The sequence below is a fragment of the Actinomyces gaoshouyii genome (assembly GCF_002076915.1).
Taxonomy (GTDB): domain Bacteria; phylum Actinomycetota; class Actinomycetes; order Actinomycetales; family Actinomycetaceae; genus Actinomyces; species Actinomyces gaoshouyii.
This window is the reverse complement of sequence record NZ_CP020468.1, coordinates 1,362,048-1,378,312: the sequence shown is the minus strand read 5'-3', so window position 1 is coordinate 1,378,312 and position 16,265 is coordinate 1,362,048. Positions and strand designations below refer to the sequence as shown.

The window sequence follows — 16,265 nt, the reverse complement described above, 5'->3', positions numbered from 1 at the left end:
AGGGCGGCGACCCCAGCCGGGTGGCCGCCCTCGACGTGTGGGCGCACCGCGCTGACTCTTGGAAGAACCCATGACCGACGACGACATCCCCCAGATCCACTCCATGCCCTCGGCCGACTCGAGCACCGGTCCCGTCGACCTGGGCCCGGTCCAGGTCTCCGGTCCGTCTGCGGACACCCCCCCCGGCGGGCCCGCGCCTCTCGTCGACCCGGGCGGGCCGGGCGGCCCCGCCTCCGAACGCGACGGGGCGCCCACCCGTGGAGCGAGCGGCCCGATCGGCCGCATGGGCGCGCTGGCGATCGTCTGCCTCATCGCCGCGATCCTCGTCGCCGTCGATCAGGTGACGAAGCTGTGGGCCGTGGCGGCCCTGTCCGGGCACGCGCGGATCCCGATCATCGGCGATCTGCTGGGGCTTGTCCTCGTTCGCAATCCAGGTGCCGCCTTCTCCCTGGCCACGGGCCAGACCTGGATCTTCTCCGTCGTCGCGCTCGTTGTGGTCGTCGTCGTGATCCGGGCCTCGCGCGGGCTCGGGTCGCGCGCGTGGACGATCGCCCTGGGCCTCGTGCTCGGCGGGGCCGTCGGCAATCTCATCGACCGGCTCGTGCGCGCACCGGGCCCCCTGCGCGGGCACGTCGTCGACTTCATCGACTACGGGGGGCAGTTCGTCGGCAACGTGGCCGATATCGCGATCGTCGGCGCGGCCGGGGCCATCATGGTCCTGTCGGTCCTGGGCATCAATCTCGATGGCACCCGCGCGGGCGAGGACGACGATCATCACGGCGCCGTCACTGCCGCGGGCGCGGCGATCGGGCCCGAGGGGGTCGGCGAGACGAGGAGGTCCCGGCGGGCACGGCGGCGCGATGAGTCGGGGGCACGGGCATGAGCCTGCGCCTCCTGCCCGTGCCCGATGGGCTCGATGGCGAGCGCGCCGATGCCGCCGTCTCCCGCATGACGGGTCTGTCCCGCTCCAAGGCCGCCGAGATCTGCGCCAACGGCGGAGCCAGGATGGCAGGCTCCCCCCTGGGGAAGTCGGATCGCGTGGTCGGTGGCGCGATGCTGGAGATCGATCTGCCCGATCCTCGGCCCGCTGGGCCCGTGGCCACCCCGGTGGAGGGGATGGGGATCCTGTACGAGGATGAGGACATCGTCGTCGTCGACAAACCGGCGGGCGTGGCCGCGCATCCGTCGATGGGCTGGGATGGCCCGGACGTGCTCGGCGCGCTCAAGGCGATGCGCGTGCGCGTGGCGACCTCCGGCGCGGCGGAGCGGCAGGGGATCGTCTCGCGCCTGGACGTGGGCACCTCCGGGGTGATGATCGTGGCCAAGGGGGAGCGCGCGTACTCCGTGCTCAAGCAGGCATTCCGGAGCCATGATGTGGACAAGGTCTACCACGCGCTCGTCCAGGGGCATCTCGATCCGCCGTCGGGGACGATCGACGCGCCGATCGGCCGGCATCCGAGCCGCGAGTGGAGGATGGCGATCATCGACGGCGGACGGGAATCGATCACCCACTACGACGTCATCGAGGTCATGCCGCGGGCCTGCCTGGTGGAGGTGCACCTGGAGACGGGGCGCACCCACCAGATCCGCGTGCATATGGCGGCGGTGGGACATCCCTGCGTCGGGGATGAGACCTATGGGACGGATGCGGCTCTCGCGGAGCGGGCCGGGCTGGTCCGGCAGTGGTTGCACGCCGTGGAGCTCGGCATCGACCACCCGATCACGGGGGAGTCGATGCGCTTCCGCTCGGAGTACCCGGAGGACCTGGTGCGCGCCCTCGAGACGATGAGGGCCGTATGAGCCTGGCGGGGACGGCGGGGCTGCGGATCGCGCCGGCGACGGCAGCGATCGAGCCGATCCGCTTGACCAGCGCGGTCGGCGATGAGTCGGGGCCCGGGGCCGACGCGCTGCGCCACGGCGCAGTGGAGGTGCGCCTGGAGGTCTTCGTCGACGAGCAGGATGTGCCGTTCGTGGAGGAGATCGACGCTCGGGACTTCGAGACGTCGACCATCCATCTGCTCGCGCGGGGAGCTGACGGGACACCGCTGGCAACGGGGAGGATCCTCCTGGATCCCGAGCATTCCGGGCGGGTCCACCTGGGGAGGCTGGCGGTGCGCCGGGTCTGCCGGGGCACTGGACTGGGCGCCCGAATGGTGGCGGCCCTGGAGGAGGTCGCCCTGGAGAGAGCCGGGGTGCGCGGCGATGGCGCGGTGAGCGTCACGGTGGCGCTCTCCGCCCAGGAGCGGGCCATGGGCTTCTACAGGCGCTGCGGCTACGAGGTGATCAGCGGCGAGTCCTACCTCGACGCCGGCATCCCTCACCAGGACATGGCCAAGACGATCACACGGCGGATTCGTACTGGGCTCGTTGATGAGGCCTCCTCATGATGGCGAGATTTGAGGATTCCTTTTTCTGGCATTAGGTCGCTATCTGCAACGGTGCAGGTCAGTGAGATGCTGTTCGTGCCGGTGCCGCGCTGTGGGCGGTGAAGGGGTGAGCAATCCTCAAACCTCGCCATTTCTCGGCCGGTCGGAGCCATCGGCTCGGGTGACGGCGCGGGCCCCTGCTCGCGCCCCTCGCCGGGGCCTAGGATGAGGTCATGGCAGGTGCGAGCAGCGAGCAGGAACAGAAGACTCCGGCGGACGACTTCGTCCACCTCCACGTCCACACCGACTACTCCATGCTGGACGGCGCGGGCAAGATCAAGGACTACGTCGCCGAGGCCAAGCGCCTGGGGCAGAAGGCGCTGGCCATCACCGACCACGGCTACATGTTCGGCGCCTACGAGTTCTACGCCGCGGCCCGCAAGGCCGGGATCAAGCCGATCATCGGCGTCGAGGCCTACGTGACGCCCGGGACCTCGCGCCATGACAGGACCCGTGTTTTCTGGGGCGACGAGTCCCAGCGCTCCGACGATGTCTCAGCCCGAGGCTCCTACACCCACATGACCCTGCTGTCCCGGGACAACGAGGGCCTGCACAACCTCATGCGCCTGGACTCCTTCGCCTCACTCGAGGGCCAGATGGGCAAGGCGCCCCGCATGGACCGCGAGCTCATCAGCCGCTACGCCAAGGGCCTCATCTCCTCAACCGGCTGCCCCTCATCCGAGGTCCAGACCCGCCTGCGGCTCGGCCAGTGGGAGGAGGCCCGTCGGGCCGCGGGCGAGCTCCAGGACATCTTCGGCAAGGAGTACTTCTACGTCGAGCTCATGGACCACGGCCTCGAGATCGAGCGGCGAGTCACCAAGGACCTCCTGCGCCTGGCCAAGGATATCGGTGCGCCCCTGCTGGCCACCAACGACTCCCACTACGTGCGCCCCGAGGACCGCACCATCCAGGACGCGATGCTGTGCATCAACTCGGGCTCCGTCCTGTCCGACCCCGACCGCTTCAAGTTCGACGGCGACACCTACTACCTGCGTCCCGGCCGCGAGATGCGCGAGCTCTTCAAGGAGATGCCCGAGGCCTGCGACAACACCGTTCTCGTCGCCGAGCAGTGCGATGTTCACTTCGCCACCGTCGACGATGGCGCCTCCTTCATGCCCGTCTTCCCCGTCCCTGAGGGCGAGACCATGGACTCGTGGTTCATCAAGGAGTGCTGGGCCGGCATGGACAAGCGCTTCCGCGGCCAGATCCCCGAGGACTGCCGCAAGCAGGCCGAGTACGAGATCGGCGTCATCGTCCAGATGGGTTTCCCCGGCTACTTCCTCGTCGTGGCCGACTACATCAACTGGGCCAAGGCGCGCGGCATCCGCGTCGGACCCGGCCGCGGCTCCGGCGCCGGCTCCATGGTCGCCTACGCCATGGGCATCACCGAGCTCAACCCTCTCAACCACGGGCTCATCTTCGAGCGCTTCCTCAACCCCGAGCGCATCTCCATGCCCGACATCGACGTCGACTTCGACGAGCGCCGGCGCGACGAGGTCATCGAGTACGTCAAGGACAAGTACGGCGCCGACCAGGTCAGCCAGGTCGTCACCTACGGCGTCATCAAGGCCAAGCAGTCCCTGAAGGACTCCAGCCGCGTCATGGGCTACCCCTACGCCGTCGGCGACCGTCTCACCAAGGCCATGCCCCCCACCATCATGGGCAAGGACATCACCATCAAGGGGATTTTCAACCCCGAGGACGAGCGCTACGGGGAGGCCGAGGAGTTCCGCAAGCTTCACGCCGAGGACCCCGATGCCCAGAAGATCGTCGAGCTCGCCAAGGGACTGGAGGGCATGACCCGCCAGTGGGGCGTCCACGCCTGCGCCGTCATCATGTCGTCGGCGCCCCTGACCGACATCATCCCCATGATGCAGCGCCTTCAGGATGGTGCTTACATCACCCAGTTCGACTACCCCACCTGCGAGCACCTCGGCCTGCTGAAGATGGACTTCCTGGGTCTGCGCAACCTGACGGTCATCTCCGACGCCCTGGACAACATCGTCGCCAATGGCAAGCCCGCCCTCGACATCGACCACATCGAGCTCGACGACCGCGCCACCTACGAGCTCCTCTCCCGGGGGGAGACCCTCGGCGTCTTCCAACTCGACGGCGGCGGCATGCGCACCCTTCTGCGTCTCATGAAGCCCGACAACTTCGAGGACATCTCGGCCGTCGGCGCCCTCTACCGCCCCGGTCCCATGGGCGCGGAGTCCCACACCAACTACGCCCTGCGCAAGAACGGCCTGCAGGAGATCACCCCGATCCACCCCGAGCTCGCCGACGCCCTCGAGCCCATCCTCGGCACCACCTACGGCCTGATCGTCTACCAGGAGCAGGTCATGAAGATCGCCACTGACCTGGCGGGCTTCACGATGGGCAAGGCCGACGCACTGCGCAAGGCCATGGGCAAGAAGAAGATGGACATCCTGAACAAGATGTTCGTCGATTTCGAGGCCGGCATGGTCGCCAACGGCTTCTCCAAGGATTCGGTCCGTACCCTGTGGGACGTCGTGGTCCCCTTCGCCAAGTACGCCTTCAACAAGGCGCACTCCGCGGCCTACGGCGTCGTCTCCTACTGGACCGCCTACCTCAAGACCCATTACCCGACCGAGTACATGGCGGCCCTGCTGACCAGCCAGAAGGACAACAAGGACAAGCTCGCCGTCTACCTGGGGGAGTGCCGCCACATGGGCATCACCGTCCTGCCCCCGGACGTCAACGCCTCCCGCGCGCGCTTCGCCGCCGTTGGGGGGGACATCCGCTTCGGGCTGTCGGCCGTGCGCAACGTGGGCCTGAACGTCGTGGAGGCCATCGTCAAGGCCCGCAAGGAGAAGGGCGAGTTCACCTCCTTCGAGGACTTCCTCGACAAGGTCCCCGCCGTCGTGTGCAACAAGCGCACCATCGACTCGCTCATCAAGGCCGGCGCCTTCGACTCCCTGGGCAAGTCCCGCCGCGCGCTTCAGGCCTGCCATGAGGACTTCGTCGACGAGATCATCGGCGTCAAGCGCAACGAGGCCGCCGGCCAGTTCGACCTCTTCGCCTCCCTCATGGGCGACGGCGGAGCGGACGGCGCCGATGACCCCTTCTCCTCCGGGCCAGTGTTCTCCGCCGAGATCCCCGACCTGCCCGAGTGGGACAAGCGGGACAAGCTCGCCTACGAGCGCGACATGCTCGGCCTCTACGTCTCCGATCACCCACTGCTCGGCATCGAGCCCCTCCTCGCCAAGCTCTCCGACACCGAGATCTCCGAGCTCGTGGAGGATGACGAGCGCCCCGATGGCGCCATGGTCACCATCGCCGGCCTCATCACCGGCCTCACCCGCAAGACCACCAAGCAGGGCAACCTGTGGGCCATCGCCCAGGTCGAGGACCTGGGTGGCTCCATCGAGGCCCTCTTCTTCCCCTCCACCTACCAGACCGTCTCCACCATGCTGGCGCCGGACACGGTGGTCACCATTCGGGGCAAGCTCACCCGCCGCGACGGCGCCGTCTCCCTCTACGCCCAAGAGCTCACCCTCCCCGATATCTCCAGCGCCACCCATGAGGCCGTCACGCTCACCCTGCCGACCAACCGCTGCACCGGTCCGCTGGTGGAGAAGCTGCGCGATCTCCTCCAGCGCCACCCCGGCGCGAGCGTCGTGCGCCTCAACCTGACCAGCCCCGGGCGGGAGGTGCGCACCCAGCTCGCCCCCTCACTGAGGGTGGAGGCATCTCAGGCCTTCTACTCGGATGTCAAGGCCCTCCTCGGGCCGGGGTGCCTCCATCGCTGAGAAATCACTGGACGGGCTCTGGCCGGGCGCTGATCGCCTGGCCTCTGGGGAGGGCTCCCCTCGCGGTGCGGGGCCGTCCTCGCTCAAGGAGACCTGATCGCCTCGATGGGCAATGGCCGAACCGCTTCCGTCCTCCCGCCGGCGGCCCACGGATCTCTCCGCGCCCGCCTCAGGGCTCGGCTCTCACCCGTGCTCCCGCCGATCCCGAGGGGAGGGCGATCTCGACAGTGTCACCGTTGGACAGGCGATGCCCTCGGCGCCTCTCCACCTCGCCATTGACACTCACATCGCCCGACTGGATCGCGATCCGGGCCTCGGCGCCGTCCTCGACGAGGCCGGCGAGCTTCAAGAACTGGCCCAATTTAATCTCTCCGCGAACAAGGATGGCGGGGTACATCGTGTCACTCATGAGCCGATTGTGGCAGGTGTGACTAGTGGTGCGCATGTGGTGCTTGACGGCGTGTCGGATCGATCGCGCAGGGCTTCTCCTGGTGCGGATTGGCCGTGAGTGAATGGTTCCTTGGAGGATCCTGAAAGGCTCCTTCTGGGAGCCCAGAAAGGCGTGAATGCGCACTATGTCACCGTTTTGAGGCTCCTCGTAACGGTACGGTTACGGGGTCCGACCACCACCAGGAGACGACGACACAATGATGCGCCGATACCGTCGATACACAGCACTGCTCGCCATCCTCTTCCTCGGAGCGGCGGCCCCGGGGCTCATGGCCCCGGCAGCCGCCGCGCAGGAGTCAGTGATCCATGTTTCAGCCTCCTCCGGATCCGATTCCGGCGATGGCTCCACCGCCAAGCCCTACAAGACTCTCGCCGCCGCCCTCAAGGCGGCGGGCTCCGGGCAGGTCGTGGAGCTCGCCGATGGCACTTACCGAGAGGGCAATATCTACGTCGACAAGGGCGTGACCATCCGCGCCGCTTCCGGTGCCACCCCGGTCCTGTCCGGCGCCGAGGTGCCCACCTCGTGGTCCAACAGGGGCGACGGCACATGGTCGACGGGCTACGACATGGTGCGCTTCTGCGACGTGTGCACCACCAACGCCAACCCCGCGGTCGAGGGCATGGCGGCCTACCCCGAGCAGGTCTTCGTCGACGGCAAGCCGCTCACGCAGGTCGCCTCGAGGGGCGAGGTGAATGCCTCCTCCTTCTACGTCGACGACCCGGACCCCGTGACCCTCAAGAGGTCGGGCAACTCCTACGCCGGCTTCAACTCCAAGCCGCACCGCGGCACTTCCTACGTCATCGGGGTCGATCCCTCCCAGCACACCGTCGAAGTCGTCCAGCAGCACCGCGCCCTCACCCTCCACGGGGCGAACGCGACGCTGTCCGGAATCGTCGTCGAGAAGTACTCCCCACTCCAGCGCTGGGACTACAACGATCCCGAGATCGGTGTCTTCACCGGTGGCGGTGCCGTTGTCGTGTCCAAGGGCGGCCAGACGATTGAGAACAACACCTTCCGCTACTCCGCGGCCGGCAGCGCGCTGAACCTGGCCAGCGCGCCGAATGCCAAGGTGACCGGGAACCGCTTCGAGAACAACGGCGGCGCCGCTCTGAACGTCAACACCTCCTCCGGCGCGGTCATCGAGAAGAACTACTGGCAGGGCACGAACTCCGCCGGGTTCATCACAACCGGCTGCGGCGCCTACTGCACCATCGCCGACACCAAGGTGACGCACTCGGAGAACGTGCGCTACGCCTTCAACACCGTGGATAACTCGGCGTCGGGCAAGGACGCCTCGCTGCCCCAGAACAACGAGAGCGTGCAGACCGCCGCGATCTGGTTCGACGAGGGCGTCATCAACTCCGACATCGTGGGCAACCACCTCATCAACGTCCCCCTGGGGATCATCGACGAGGTCTCCTCCCGCAACACCATCGCCTCCAACATCGTCAACGGCGCGGGAACTGCGATCAGGGTTCAGGGATCCGACAACTCCGCGGTGTGGAACAACACCGTCTCCCACGCGCTGACCAGCCTCGTGGTGCGCGAGGACAACCGCTCCAAGGGCTGCAACGACAGGAGCGCGGACGGGACCTGCACCGCGGTGGAGGCCTGGAGCTCCAAGCACGGCCTGAGCTGGGACACCAAGAACACAGTGGTCGCCAACAACATCTTCTCCTCGGAGCAGACGCAGGGCGCCTCCGATGACCCCTGGCGCTACGCCTCCATGGTCAACGTCGACGGCGACGCCAACCGCCGCGCCCCTGGTGCCGTCTACGCCAACGAGATGATCTCCAGCATCGACCACAACGCCTACTACCGTCCGCAGGGCGGTGACTACAACTTCCTGCACTGGTGGCAGTACGGGACGAGCTCGAAGAACGAGGCCTTCTACTCCCAGGATCTGAAGACCTTCACTTCGAACAAGGGTGTGACCACCGGCGGCAAGGAGAGGCACAGTCTCGACCTGCGCGGTAACCCGGACGCCAATCCGCTGTTCACGAAGGAGGCCGACGGCGCGAACTGGAAGGCCTCGGACTTCCGCCTCAAGTCCGGAAGCCCGGCCTCCGGCGCGGGCGAGGCCCTGCCCTCCGCGATCGCCCAGAAGGTCGGTGTCGATGCCGGCACTGCCGTGAACATGGGTGCCCTGGTCAATGCCGCTTGGAATGGCGAGCAGCCCGCTGCCGCCCAGGCGGCGGACGCCAACGCTGCGGCGGCACAGGCCCAGGCGCCCTCTGCCGCACCCACCACGGGCGGCGCTGCGGCGGCGCAGGCCCAGGCGCTCTCTGCCGCACCCACCACGGGCGGCGCTGCGGCGGCGCAGGCCCAGGCGCCCTCTGCCGCACCCGCTCAGGCGGCAGCCCCTGCTGCCAAGGAGACTCCGGCCGCCAAGGCAGAGGCGGCCGCCTCCCGGGCCGAGATCGCCCAGGACGTCAAGCCGAAGGCCAGGACCCTCATGGTCGGCGGGGCCTTCGCCTCGCTCCTGGCCAGCATCCTCGGCCCGTTCCTGCGGCGCTGGTTCCTGTCGATGCGCGCATGAGCGGATCGGGGGAGGAGCCCCTGGCGATCGCTGTCGGCGCGCGCTATCCGGTGGGGGAGCGGCAGTACCTGCTCTCCGAGCGGCTGGCGCGCGCCGTCGCGCGCTGCCGGGAAGTGCTCATCGAGGTGGCCGGGAACCGGGATGTCATCACCTACGGCGAGCTCAGCGACGAGATTGCGGGGGCGGTTCCGCCCCACCGCATGGGGCCGCTGCTGTCGATGATCGCCCATGACTGCGCCGCCCGCGGCGAGCCCAGCCTGGCCTCCCTCGTGGTGTCCGCTGGTACGGGCGAGGTCTCGACCCCGGATGCGCGTTGGGCGCCTCCCAATCGCCGGGCCTGCTGGGATCTGTGGTCCAGCCGCTCCCGGAGCGCAGTCCCCGGTGCGACCCGCGGCCGCGAGAGTGCCGCTGCTCAGGCCTCCGAGGCGGTGGTCGCCGGCGACTCGGCGCTGTCGTGGCCGTCGTTATCGCCGCGATCGCTATCCGAATCGCCGGCGTTGCGGATGCGCAGGGGCTCCAGTCCCGGGTGATCGCGCAGCCCCTTGGCGCCGAAGAGCGCGTAGACCGCCGCCACGGCGGTCACCGCCGAGGCGGGGCCGGCCAGGCGGAGGGGCGAGACCGATTCGAACTCCAGGATGAGCTCGCCCGCGGGCAACTGCGGGCGGATCGCGACGATCGCGTCGTAGTGGAAGCTCAGCCAATGCAGGTCGTTGCGCTGGACGAGCACGCGCCGCTGGGTGACCAGCGCTCGGACGGACTGGTTCTCCCTCCACTGGTGCCTCGGCCGACTCCTGGTCCACAGTCGGTGGCGCTGCGCCAACGGCACGGCGTCCAGCCCCGCCGACGCCCCGCCGGATCCACCGCCGACTCCGGTACCGGGCGGGAGAGGATGGGCCTTCTCGCTGTAGTACCGGGCGTACTCGGAGGGGCAGTCGGCCAGCACCTGCTCGTTCGCGTCGATCGCGACATCCCAGGGGCGCCCCAGGTCGAAGGCCCCGCCCAGGGCCAGGCCCCGGGCCACGGCCCTCGCCTGCTCCTGGGAGGCAACCAGTCCTGCGTGCCATTCGAGCGCCTGGGACTCCGCTGCGTTCGGATGGCCGGAGTGGAACCGGTGGGCCCGCCATGCGCGGCGCAGCAGCCCGGCCAGCCTGATGAGGGTCAGCAGCGCGAAGAGCGCCATCACGGTCGCGCCGCCGCCGACGAGCACCGCCGTGTACCGGGGCGCCGCCAGCTGGGAGGTGCCCGCCCACAGCGCGGTCGCGCCGAGGAGGGCGCCGATGATCGGGGGCAGGATTCCCGCCCAGTCCCTCCCAGCGGGCATCGCGGGTAACGGCATGCGGGGCATGCTCATGGCAGGACTCCTCGTCGTCAGGGATAGCAGGGGGCTCGATCGCCATAAGGTTATCGTTTCGTAATCATCCGTATTGCTCCTTCGGTCCCTGGCGAGCCCCCCGCCGGCAGGGGGCTCCAGGCGGCATCCAGGCTCCGGTCGGGGGCGTGAGCCGCCCGTCCTTGCCGATAACCTGTGCCCATGCTGACCCGCATCGACCTGCGTGACACCGACCTCACCCCTCATCAGCTCGCCCAGCGCCTGCCGCGCGCGGCCCTGGACGTCGCCGCCGCCCTGGAGACGGTGGCGCCGATCATCAGTGATGTCAGGGCGCGGGGCGCCGCCGCCCTGCGGGATCTGGCTGAGAGGTTCGACGGCGTCCGCCCCGAGCGCCTGCGCGTGCCGCAGGAGATGATCCAGCGCGCTGTCGACGGCCTCGATCCCGCCGTCCGAGAGGCCCTGGATCTCTCGATCGCCCACAACCGCGCGGGCCACGCCGCCCAGATGCCCTCCGAGCGGGTCACGCGCATCATCGATGGCGGGATCATCACCCAGCGCTGGATCCCCGTCCGGCGGGTCGGCCTGTACGTCCCGGGGGGACTTGCCGTCTACCCGAGCTCGGTGGTCATGAATGTCGTCGCGGCTCAGGTCGCCGGGGTGGAGAGCGTCGTCCTCGCCTCGCCGCCCCAGGCCGAGCACGGAGGGCTGCCCCATCCCACGATCCTGGCGGCCTGCGGCCTGCTCGGCGTCACCGAGGTCTACGCCGCGGGCGGCGCCCAGGCCATCGCCATGCTCGCCTACGGCGCCCAGGCCGAGACCGGGGTCGATGAGGGGATGAGCGCCGAGGGTGTTCTGTGCGAGCCCGTCGACGTCATCGCTGGGCCCGGCAATGTGTACGTCGCCGCAGCCAAGCGCGCCGTCCTCGGTGACGTCGGCATCGACGCCGAGGCCGGGCCCACGGAGATCGCCATCCTCGCTGACGCCTCCGCGAATCCCGAGTACGTCGCGGCCGACCTGCTCTCCCAGGCCGAGCACGACCCGAATGCGGGATCAGTGCTCATCACCGACAGCGCCGGTCTCGCCGATGCCGTCGACGCCGTACTCGAGCGTCGACTCGCGGCGACGCGGCATCGGGAGCGCGCCGCGACCGCCCTGGGGGGCGCCCAGTCGGGGGTGGTGCTCGTGCGGGACCTGGAGCAGGGCATCGCCGTGGCCGATGCCTACGCTGCCGAGCACCTCGAGATCCAGACCGCGGATGCGCCCGACGTGGCGCGCCGCATTCGCAACGCCGGGGCGGTCTTCGTCGGCCCCTACAGCCCCGTCCCGCTCGGCGACTACCTCGCCGGCTCCAACCACGTCCTGCCCACCGGCGGCACGGCGCGGTTCGCCGCGGGGCTCAGCGTCATGGTCTACCTCAAGCCCGTTCAGATGATCGAGTACAGCGCCGAGGCCCTGGGAGCGATGTCCGGCCCGCTTGCGGCGCTGGCCCAGGCGGAGGATCTTCCCGCCCATGCCGAGGCTGTTGGCGCGCGTTTTCACGGCCGCGATTGAACTCGTATCTGGAATCCGCGCCGAGCGCCCATCCATGGGTGCTCGGCGCGGATTCTCGTCCCAGGGAGGATTGGGCCTCCTACTTTCGTTCATCCGCGCTGATGGGATTCGTGGGGAGCGGTCGTCGCCGCGATTCCAACGCGCTTTTGGTGGTGGCGATCGAATAATGATGAGAACGTGATAGACGCGACTGAATTCTGTCCTCGGGAGCCGAATGGGCCGCTGACCATGGCTGATATTCCAACAGGCATGTGATATATCACAACTCGAACATGTTCAAATTGTATGTTCCCACAGTGTTGTTCTCCTATATCAAATCGTTATCTTCGGTTCAGATGCGTCCGGACCCCATCTGGATGTGTTCCGGTGCGAACGATCATCATCGTGGTTCCGCCCTGATCCCTTGAGTCGAAATGACGGTGTGATGAGCAGTTGCTCCCTGATTCTTGTGCATTCCCCATGGCTGCCCGGTCCGGGCGCCATGGCGCGCATTCTTGCCATCGTCGGGACGATTGCGCACATTCTCACGCTTCTCGCCGGACTCCTCTTCGCCGTCGTGGCCGTCGCCTGGCTGTGGGTGAACCTCGTCGGGGCCCTCAGGCGGACCCTCATCGGCTGGTACAGGGGGCCGGGCCGCAGGAGGGGTGCATGATCGGCGGCGGCGCCAACGACCCTGTCGCGCTGGTCGGCCACTGGGGTGCTGTGGTCATGATCGGGACGGGTCTGCTCTACGTGCTCGTCCTCCTCCTCATCTCCAGGCGGTCGCCGCGGATCGAGCGGCCCCGGCATTCCGGCAGCTCCCGGGCGAAGGACATCCTGGTCGTCATCCTCATGCCGTGCCTCAATGAGGCCGAGGTCATCGGCGCGAGCGTTGGCCGCCTCCTCGATATCCCCGATGACAAGCTGCGCATCCTCGTCATCGATGACGGCTCCGACGACGGAACCGCCGATGTCGTGCGGGCGATTCCGGATCCGCGCGTGAGCGTCATGCGCAGAGTCCCCCCGCGCGCCCGCCTCGGCAAGGGCGAGGCCCTCAACGATGCCTTGGGCCACGTGCGCGACACATGGGGCGGGGATCCGGGCACCGATGTCGTGGTCGGGGTGGTCGATGCCGATGGCCGCCTCGAGCCGCAGGCCATCGATGAGACCCGGTGGGCCTTCCGCAATCGGCGCATCGGCGCCGTGCAGTTCGGCGTGCGGATCAACAACCGTTTCTCCTCGCTGCTCGCTCGCATGCAGGACATGGAGTTCGTCATCTTCACCGAGGTCTTCCAGAGGGGCAGGCGCCATCTCCGCAGCGTCGGCATGGGCGGCAACGCGCAGTTTGCTCGCCTCGACGCCCTGAGCGCGCTGGGCGAGAGGCCCTGGACCAAGTCGCTCACCGAGGACTTCGACCTCGGCGTCCGGCTCAACGGCACCCGGTGGGTCAACGACTTCCGCCCCACGGCGGCGGTCCACCAGCAGGGCGTCACCAGCCTCAGGAGGCTTCTGCGCCAGCGCACGCGCTGGTTCCAGGGCAACATCCAGTCCCTCGACCTCCTCGGGCGGGCCGCGCGCGAGCAGCGCGGCCTGGCCCGGGCGGATACCACCTGGCAGATCCTGACGCCCTACGTGCTCCTTGCGGCCTCGCTGCTCATGGCCTCGTTCGGGATCACCGTTGCCATCGTGGTGTCCAAGGCGGTGCTCGGTCACAGCCAGACCTGGTGGTGGCTGCTCAGCGCCTACCTCCTCGCCTTCGGCCCTGGCCTCGTGTTCGGCGTCCTGTACTGGAGGATCGAGCGCTCGGAGGGGCTCGGCCTTCTCAAATCCCTCTGCTACGCGCATCTCTTCGTCCTCTACGGGCTCCTCCCGGCGCTCTTCGGGTGGAGAGCCCTGCTGCGCGAGATCGTCGGGCGCACCGGGTGGGCGAAAACCTCTCGTGAGGCCGAGAAGTCCGCGGATGGCGCAGAATCGGCGGTGCCGGCGGCCGAGCCGGCGACTCGGCAGGAGGAGCCGGCGACTCGGGCGGCGGAGGCTGGAACGGCTGGAGCGGCGGCGCTTCCGCAGGACTTCCGCATCCCGCCCGCGCTCGTGCGAGTCGATCGCCTCCCGCCGCGCTTCCCCCGGACCGTCCCTCCCGGCATCCAGCGCTCCCCGCGCCCGCCGGCCACCAGCGAGCACCACGAGGCGGCTGCATGAGCGCTTCGGAGCAGTCCCCCCGGATCGGCGCCCCGCCGGAGGAGCCCGCCCGCGCCGACGAGCGCGTACCCGCCTCGCCCGCCCCGACGCCGGACAACGGCGCGAGGTCCGCGCTGCTGCGCCGCAGGCTCGTGCTCGGGGGCGCCCTCATGTCGCTCATCGGGGGAGGGGGCGCGCTCGGATACCGCTACTTCTCCACCCAGGAAACCAGCTGCGATGACTGGCAGGTCCTCTTCGATGGCTACGGCGATGCCACGTGCCAGGGCGGCGCCCTGCACCTCGCCCCCAACCCGGCCACCGAGGACGAGCGCACGCACGCGGCCCTGGCCATCTCGACGACCGCCTCCATCGCCGACAGGACCACCCAGACGATCACCTCCATGATGACCACGGAGAAACAGCTGCGCCAGGGCACGGAGCCCAACCCCTGGGAGGTCGCCTGGCTCATGTGGTCCTTCCAGGACAACGAGCACTTCTACGCCCTCGCCCTCAAGCCCAACGGCTGGGAGGTCTCCAAGCAGGACCCCGCCTACCCCGGCAACCAGCGATTCCTCGCCTCCGCTCACGAGCCCTCCTTCGAGATCGGCGTCGCCCACCTCGCGCAGGTGCGGGTGGACACCACCGGCGATGCCGTCGCTTTCACCGTCACGGCGGATGGGCAGGACCTCGGTGTCATCGAGGACTCCGACAGCCCCTACCGCAGTGGTCCGGTGGGGGCCTACACCGAGGACGCCGTCGTCACCTTCGCCGCGACCACCTACTCGCGCAACTGACCCGATCTCAAAGGAGCGCCGATGACCATCGAGCCGACGACACCCCCCGATCAGCCGCGGCAGGACGCGCCTCTGAGGATCATGCTGGTCTATGGCACGAGGCCCGAGGCCATCAAGGTCGCCCCCCTCATCAACCGGATGCGGGCCGATGAGCGCTTCGACCCGGTCGTCGTCGTCACCGGGCAGCACCGCGAGATGCTCGACCAGGTCAACGACTTCTTCGGCATCGCACCCGACATCGACCTCGATATCCACTCCCCGGGCCAGAGTCTCACCCGGGTCACCACCCGGTGCTTGGAGGGCGTGGGTCGGGCCCTGGAGGAGCGCCCCTGCGATGCCGTCCTGGTTCAGGGCGACACCACCTCGGTCTTCGCCGCGGGGCTGGCCGCCTTCTACCACTCCACCCCCGTCCTCCACCTCGAGGCCGGGCTGCGCACGGGAACGATCTCCTCGCCCTTCCCCGAGGAGGCCAACCGCAAGCTCGTCGGGCAAATCGCCTCCCTGCACCTGTGCCCGACGGCGACCAGCCGGGACAACCTCCTGCGGGAGAACGTCGATCCCGCTTCGCTTCGCGTCACGGGCAACACTGTCATCGATGCCCTGCTGGAGGCGGTCGCGAGGCCGACGCCCCCCGCCGACCGGGTCCTGCGCGAGGCCCTCGAGGACTCCTCGCGCCGGGTCGTGCTGGTGACCGCGCACCGGCGCGAGTCCTGGGGCGAGCCCATGGAGGGGATCGGCAGGGCGATCGCCCGTCTCGCTCGCGCTCACCCCGACGCCCTCATGGTCCTGCCCGCCCATCGCAACCCGATCGTCCGTCAGGCCCTCCTGCCGCGGATCGAGGGGCTGCCCAACGTCGTGGTCACCGACCCCCTGGAGTACGGGGCCTTCTGCTCGCTCATGAACCGAGCGCATATCGTTCTCACCGACTCCGGGGGCGTCCAGGAGGAGGCCCCCGCGCTGTCCAAGCCCGTCCTCGTCATGCGCGAGAGCACCGAGCGCCCCGAGGCCATCGACTACGGCGTCGCCAGGCTCGTCGGAGCCGACGAGGAGCGGATCGTCGAGGCCGTGACCACCCTGCTCACCGACGGCGCCGCCTACACGGCCATGGCCCAGGCTGCCAACCCCTACGGCGACGGCAGGGCCTGCGAGAGAGTCATGGCGGCGATCGCCGCCCTGTTCGGCAGGGGGGAGCCCCTGTCGGACTTCGAGCCCTCCCGCGCCTGACCCGAACCCTGACCGCCCCT

13 protein-coding genes are annotated in these 16,265 nt (G+C 68.9%); 11 read left to right on the top strand and 2 right to left on the bottom strand.

The features are described from left to right. The first annotated feature begins 70 nt into the window (after positions 1-70). The 4 genes from lspA to dnaE all read left to right on the top strand — a co-directional run bounded on the left by lspA (position 71) and on the right by dnaE (position 6,199). Positions 71-883 (top strand): signal peptidase II, encoded by an 813-nt coding sequence (gene lspA / locus B6G06_RS05625; protein ID WP_420807187.1) that lies wholly within the window; start codon positions 71-73, stop codon positions 881-883. Next, positions 880-1,800 carry an RluA family pseudouridine synthase gene (locus tag B6G06_RS05620; protein WP_080463024.1) on the top strand — a complete coding sequence of 307 codons (921 nt, stop codon included), beginning with the start codon at positions 880-882 and terminating at the stop codon, positions 1,798-1,800. The genes lspA and B6G06_RS05620 overlap by 4 nt, the downstream gene beginning before the upstream one ends. Then, on the top strand, positions 1,797-2,387 hold the full coding sequence (locus tag B6G06_RS05615; RefSeq protein ID WP_081171399.1) for a GNAT family N-acetyltransferase: 591 nt from the start codon (positions 1,797-1,799) through the stop codon (positions 2,385-2,387). Before B6G06_RS05620 ends, B6G06_RS05615 begins: the two co-directional genes overlap by 4 nt. A 212-nt stretch (positions 2,388-2,599) precedes the next feature. After that, positions 2,600-6,199 (top strand): DNA polymerase III subunit alpha, encoded by a 3,600-nt coding sequence (dnaE, locus tag B6G06_RS05610; RefSeq protein WP_081171397.1) that lies wholly within the window; start codon positions 2,600-2,602, stop codon positions 6,197-6,199. Between the two features lie 169 nt (positions 6,200-6,368). Here the strand turns inward: dnaE and B6G06_RS05605 are convergent, their stop codons facing one another. After that, positions 6,369-6,608, bottom strand: coding sequence for an RNA-binding S4 domain-containing protein (locus tag B6G06_RS05605; protein ID WP_080463027.1), 240 nt, complete (start codon positions 6,606-6,608; stop codon positions 6,369-6,371). Between the two features lie 238 nt (positions 6,609-6,846). Between B6G06_RS05605 and B6G06_RS05600 the strand changes: the two genes are divergently transcribed. Beyond that, positions 6,847-9,189 (top strand): right-handed parallel beta-helix repeat-containing protein, encoded by a 2,343-nt coding sequence (locus B6G06_RS05600; RefSeq protein WP_081171395.1) that lies wholly within the window; start codon positions 6,847-6,849, stop codon positions 9,187-9,189. After that, complete coding sequence (locus B6G06_RS05595; protein WP_420807186.1) at positions 9,186-9,719, top strand: hypothetical protein; 534 nt, start codon at positions 9,186-9,188, stop codon at positions 9,717-9,719. The genes B6G06_RS05600 and B6G06_RS05595 overlap by 4 nt, the downstream gene beginning before the upstream one ends. Here the strand turns inward: B6G06_RS05595 and B6G06_RS05590 are convergent. Then, positions 9,602-10,540, bottom strand: coding sequence for a hypothetical protein (locus B6G06_RS05590; protein ID WP_125898895.1), 939 nt, complete (start codon positions 10,538-10,540; stop codon positions 9,602-9,604). The genes B6G06_RS05595 and B6G06_RS05590 overlap by 118 nt on opposite strands. Before the next feature lie 180 nt (positions 10,541-10,720). On the opposite strand from B6G06_RS05590, the gene hisD reads away from it, so the two are divergent. The 5 genes from hisD (at position 10,721) to wecB (ending at position 16,245) form a co-directional block, all read left to right on the top strand. Beyond that, complete coding sequence (gene hisD / locus B6G06_RS05585; protein ID WP_080463030.1) at positions 10,721-12,070, top strand: histidinol dehydrogenase; 1,350 nt, start codon at positions 10,721-10,723, stop codon at positions 12,068-12,070. 481 nt (positions 12,071-12,551) lie between these two features. Continuing rightward, positions 12,552-12,722, top strand: a complete 171-nt coding sequence (locus tag B6G06_RS10235) for a hypothetical protein (RefSeq protein WP_164505201.1) — start codon at positions 12,552-12,554, stop codon at positions 12,720-12,722. Further along, a complete protein-coding gene (locus B6G06_RS05575) occupies positions 12,719-14,248 on the top strand; it encodes a glycosyltransferase family 2 protein (RefSeq protein WP_081171391.1) in 1,530 nt (509 codons plus the stop codon). The genes B6G06_RS10235 and B6G06_RS05575 overlap by 4 nt, the downstream gene beginning before the upstream one ends. After that, a complete protein-coding gene (locus tag B6G06_RS05570) occupies positions 14,245-15,021 on the top strand; it encodes a hypothetical protein (RefSeq protein ID WP_081171389.1) in 777 nt (258 codons plus the stop codon). The genes B6G06_RS05575 and B6G06_RS05570 overlap by 4 nt, the downstream gene beginning before the upstream one ends. Positions 15,022-15,042: 21 nt before the next feature. Continuing rightward, complete coding sequence (wecB, locus tag B6G06_RS05565) at positions 15,043-16,245, top strand: non-hydrolyzing UDP-N-acetylglucosamine 2-epimerase (RefSeq protein WP_080463033.1); 1,203 nt, start codon at positions 15,043-15,045, stop codon at positions 16,243-16,245. The last annotated feature ends 20 nt before the right edge of the window (positions 16,246-16,265 follow it).

What these genes read in the sequence shown, in the direction of transcription:
- lspA (WP_420807187.1), top strand. Translation starts at nt 71, where the DNA reads ATGACCGACGACGACATCCCCCAGATCCACTCCATGCCCTCGGCCGAC.
- B6G06_RS05620 (WP_080463024.1), top strand. Translation starts at nt 880, where the DNA reads ATGAGCCTGCGCCTCCTGCCCGTGCCCGATGGGCTCGATGGCGAGCGC.
- B6G06_RS05615 (WP_081171399.1), top strand. Translation starts at nt 1,797, where the DNA reads ATGAGCCTGGCGGGGACGGCGGGGCTGCGGATCGCGCCGGCGACGGCA.
- dnaE (WP_081171397.1), top strand. Translation starts at nt 2,600, where the DNA reads ATGGCAGGTGCGAGCAGCGAGCAGGAACAGAAGACTCCGGCGGACGAC.
- B6G06_RS05605 (WP_080463027.1), bottom strand. Translation starts at nt 6,608, where the DNA reads ATGAGTGACACGATGTACCCCGCCATCCTTGTTCGCGGAGAGATTAAA.
- B6G06_RS05600 (WP_081171395.1), top strand. Translation starts at nt 6,847, where the DNA reads ATGATGCGCCGATACCGTCGATACACAGCACTGCTCGCCATCCTCTTC.
- B6G06_RS05595 (WP_420807186.1), top strand. Translation starts at nt 9,186, where the DNA reads ATGAGCGGATCGGGGGAGGAGCCCCTGGCGATCGCTGTCGGCGCGCGC.
- B6G06_RS05590 (WP_125898895.1), bottom strand. Translation starts at nt 10,540, where the DNA reads ATGAGCATGCCCCGCATGCCGTTACCCGCGATGCCCGCTGGGAGGGAC.
- hisD (WP_080463030.1), top strand. Translation starts at nt 10,721, where the DNA reads ATGCTGACCCGCATCGACCTGCGTGACACCGACCTCACCCCTCATCAG.
- B6G06_RS10235 (WP_164505201.1), top strand. Translation starts at nt 12,552, where the DNA reads ATGGCGCGCATTCTTGCCATCGTCGGGACGATTGCGCACATTCTCACG.
- B6G06_RS05575 (WP_081171391.1), top strand. Translation starts at nt 12,719, where the DNA reads ATGATCGGCGGCGGCGCCAACGACCCTGTCGCGCTGGTCGGCCACTGG.
- B6G06_RS05570 (WP_081171389.1), top strand. Translation starts at nt 14,245, where the DNA reads ATGAGCGCTTCGGAGCAGTCCCCCCGGATCGGCGCCCCGCCGGAGGAG.
- wecB (WP_080463033.1), top strand. Translation starts at nt 15,043, where the DNA reads ATGACCATCGAGCCGACGACACCCCCCGATCAGCCGCGGCAGGACGCG.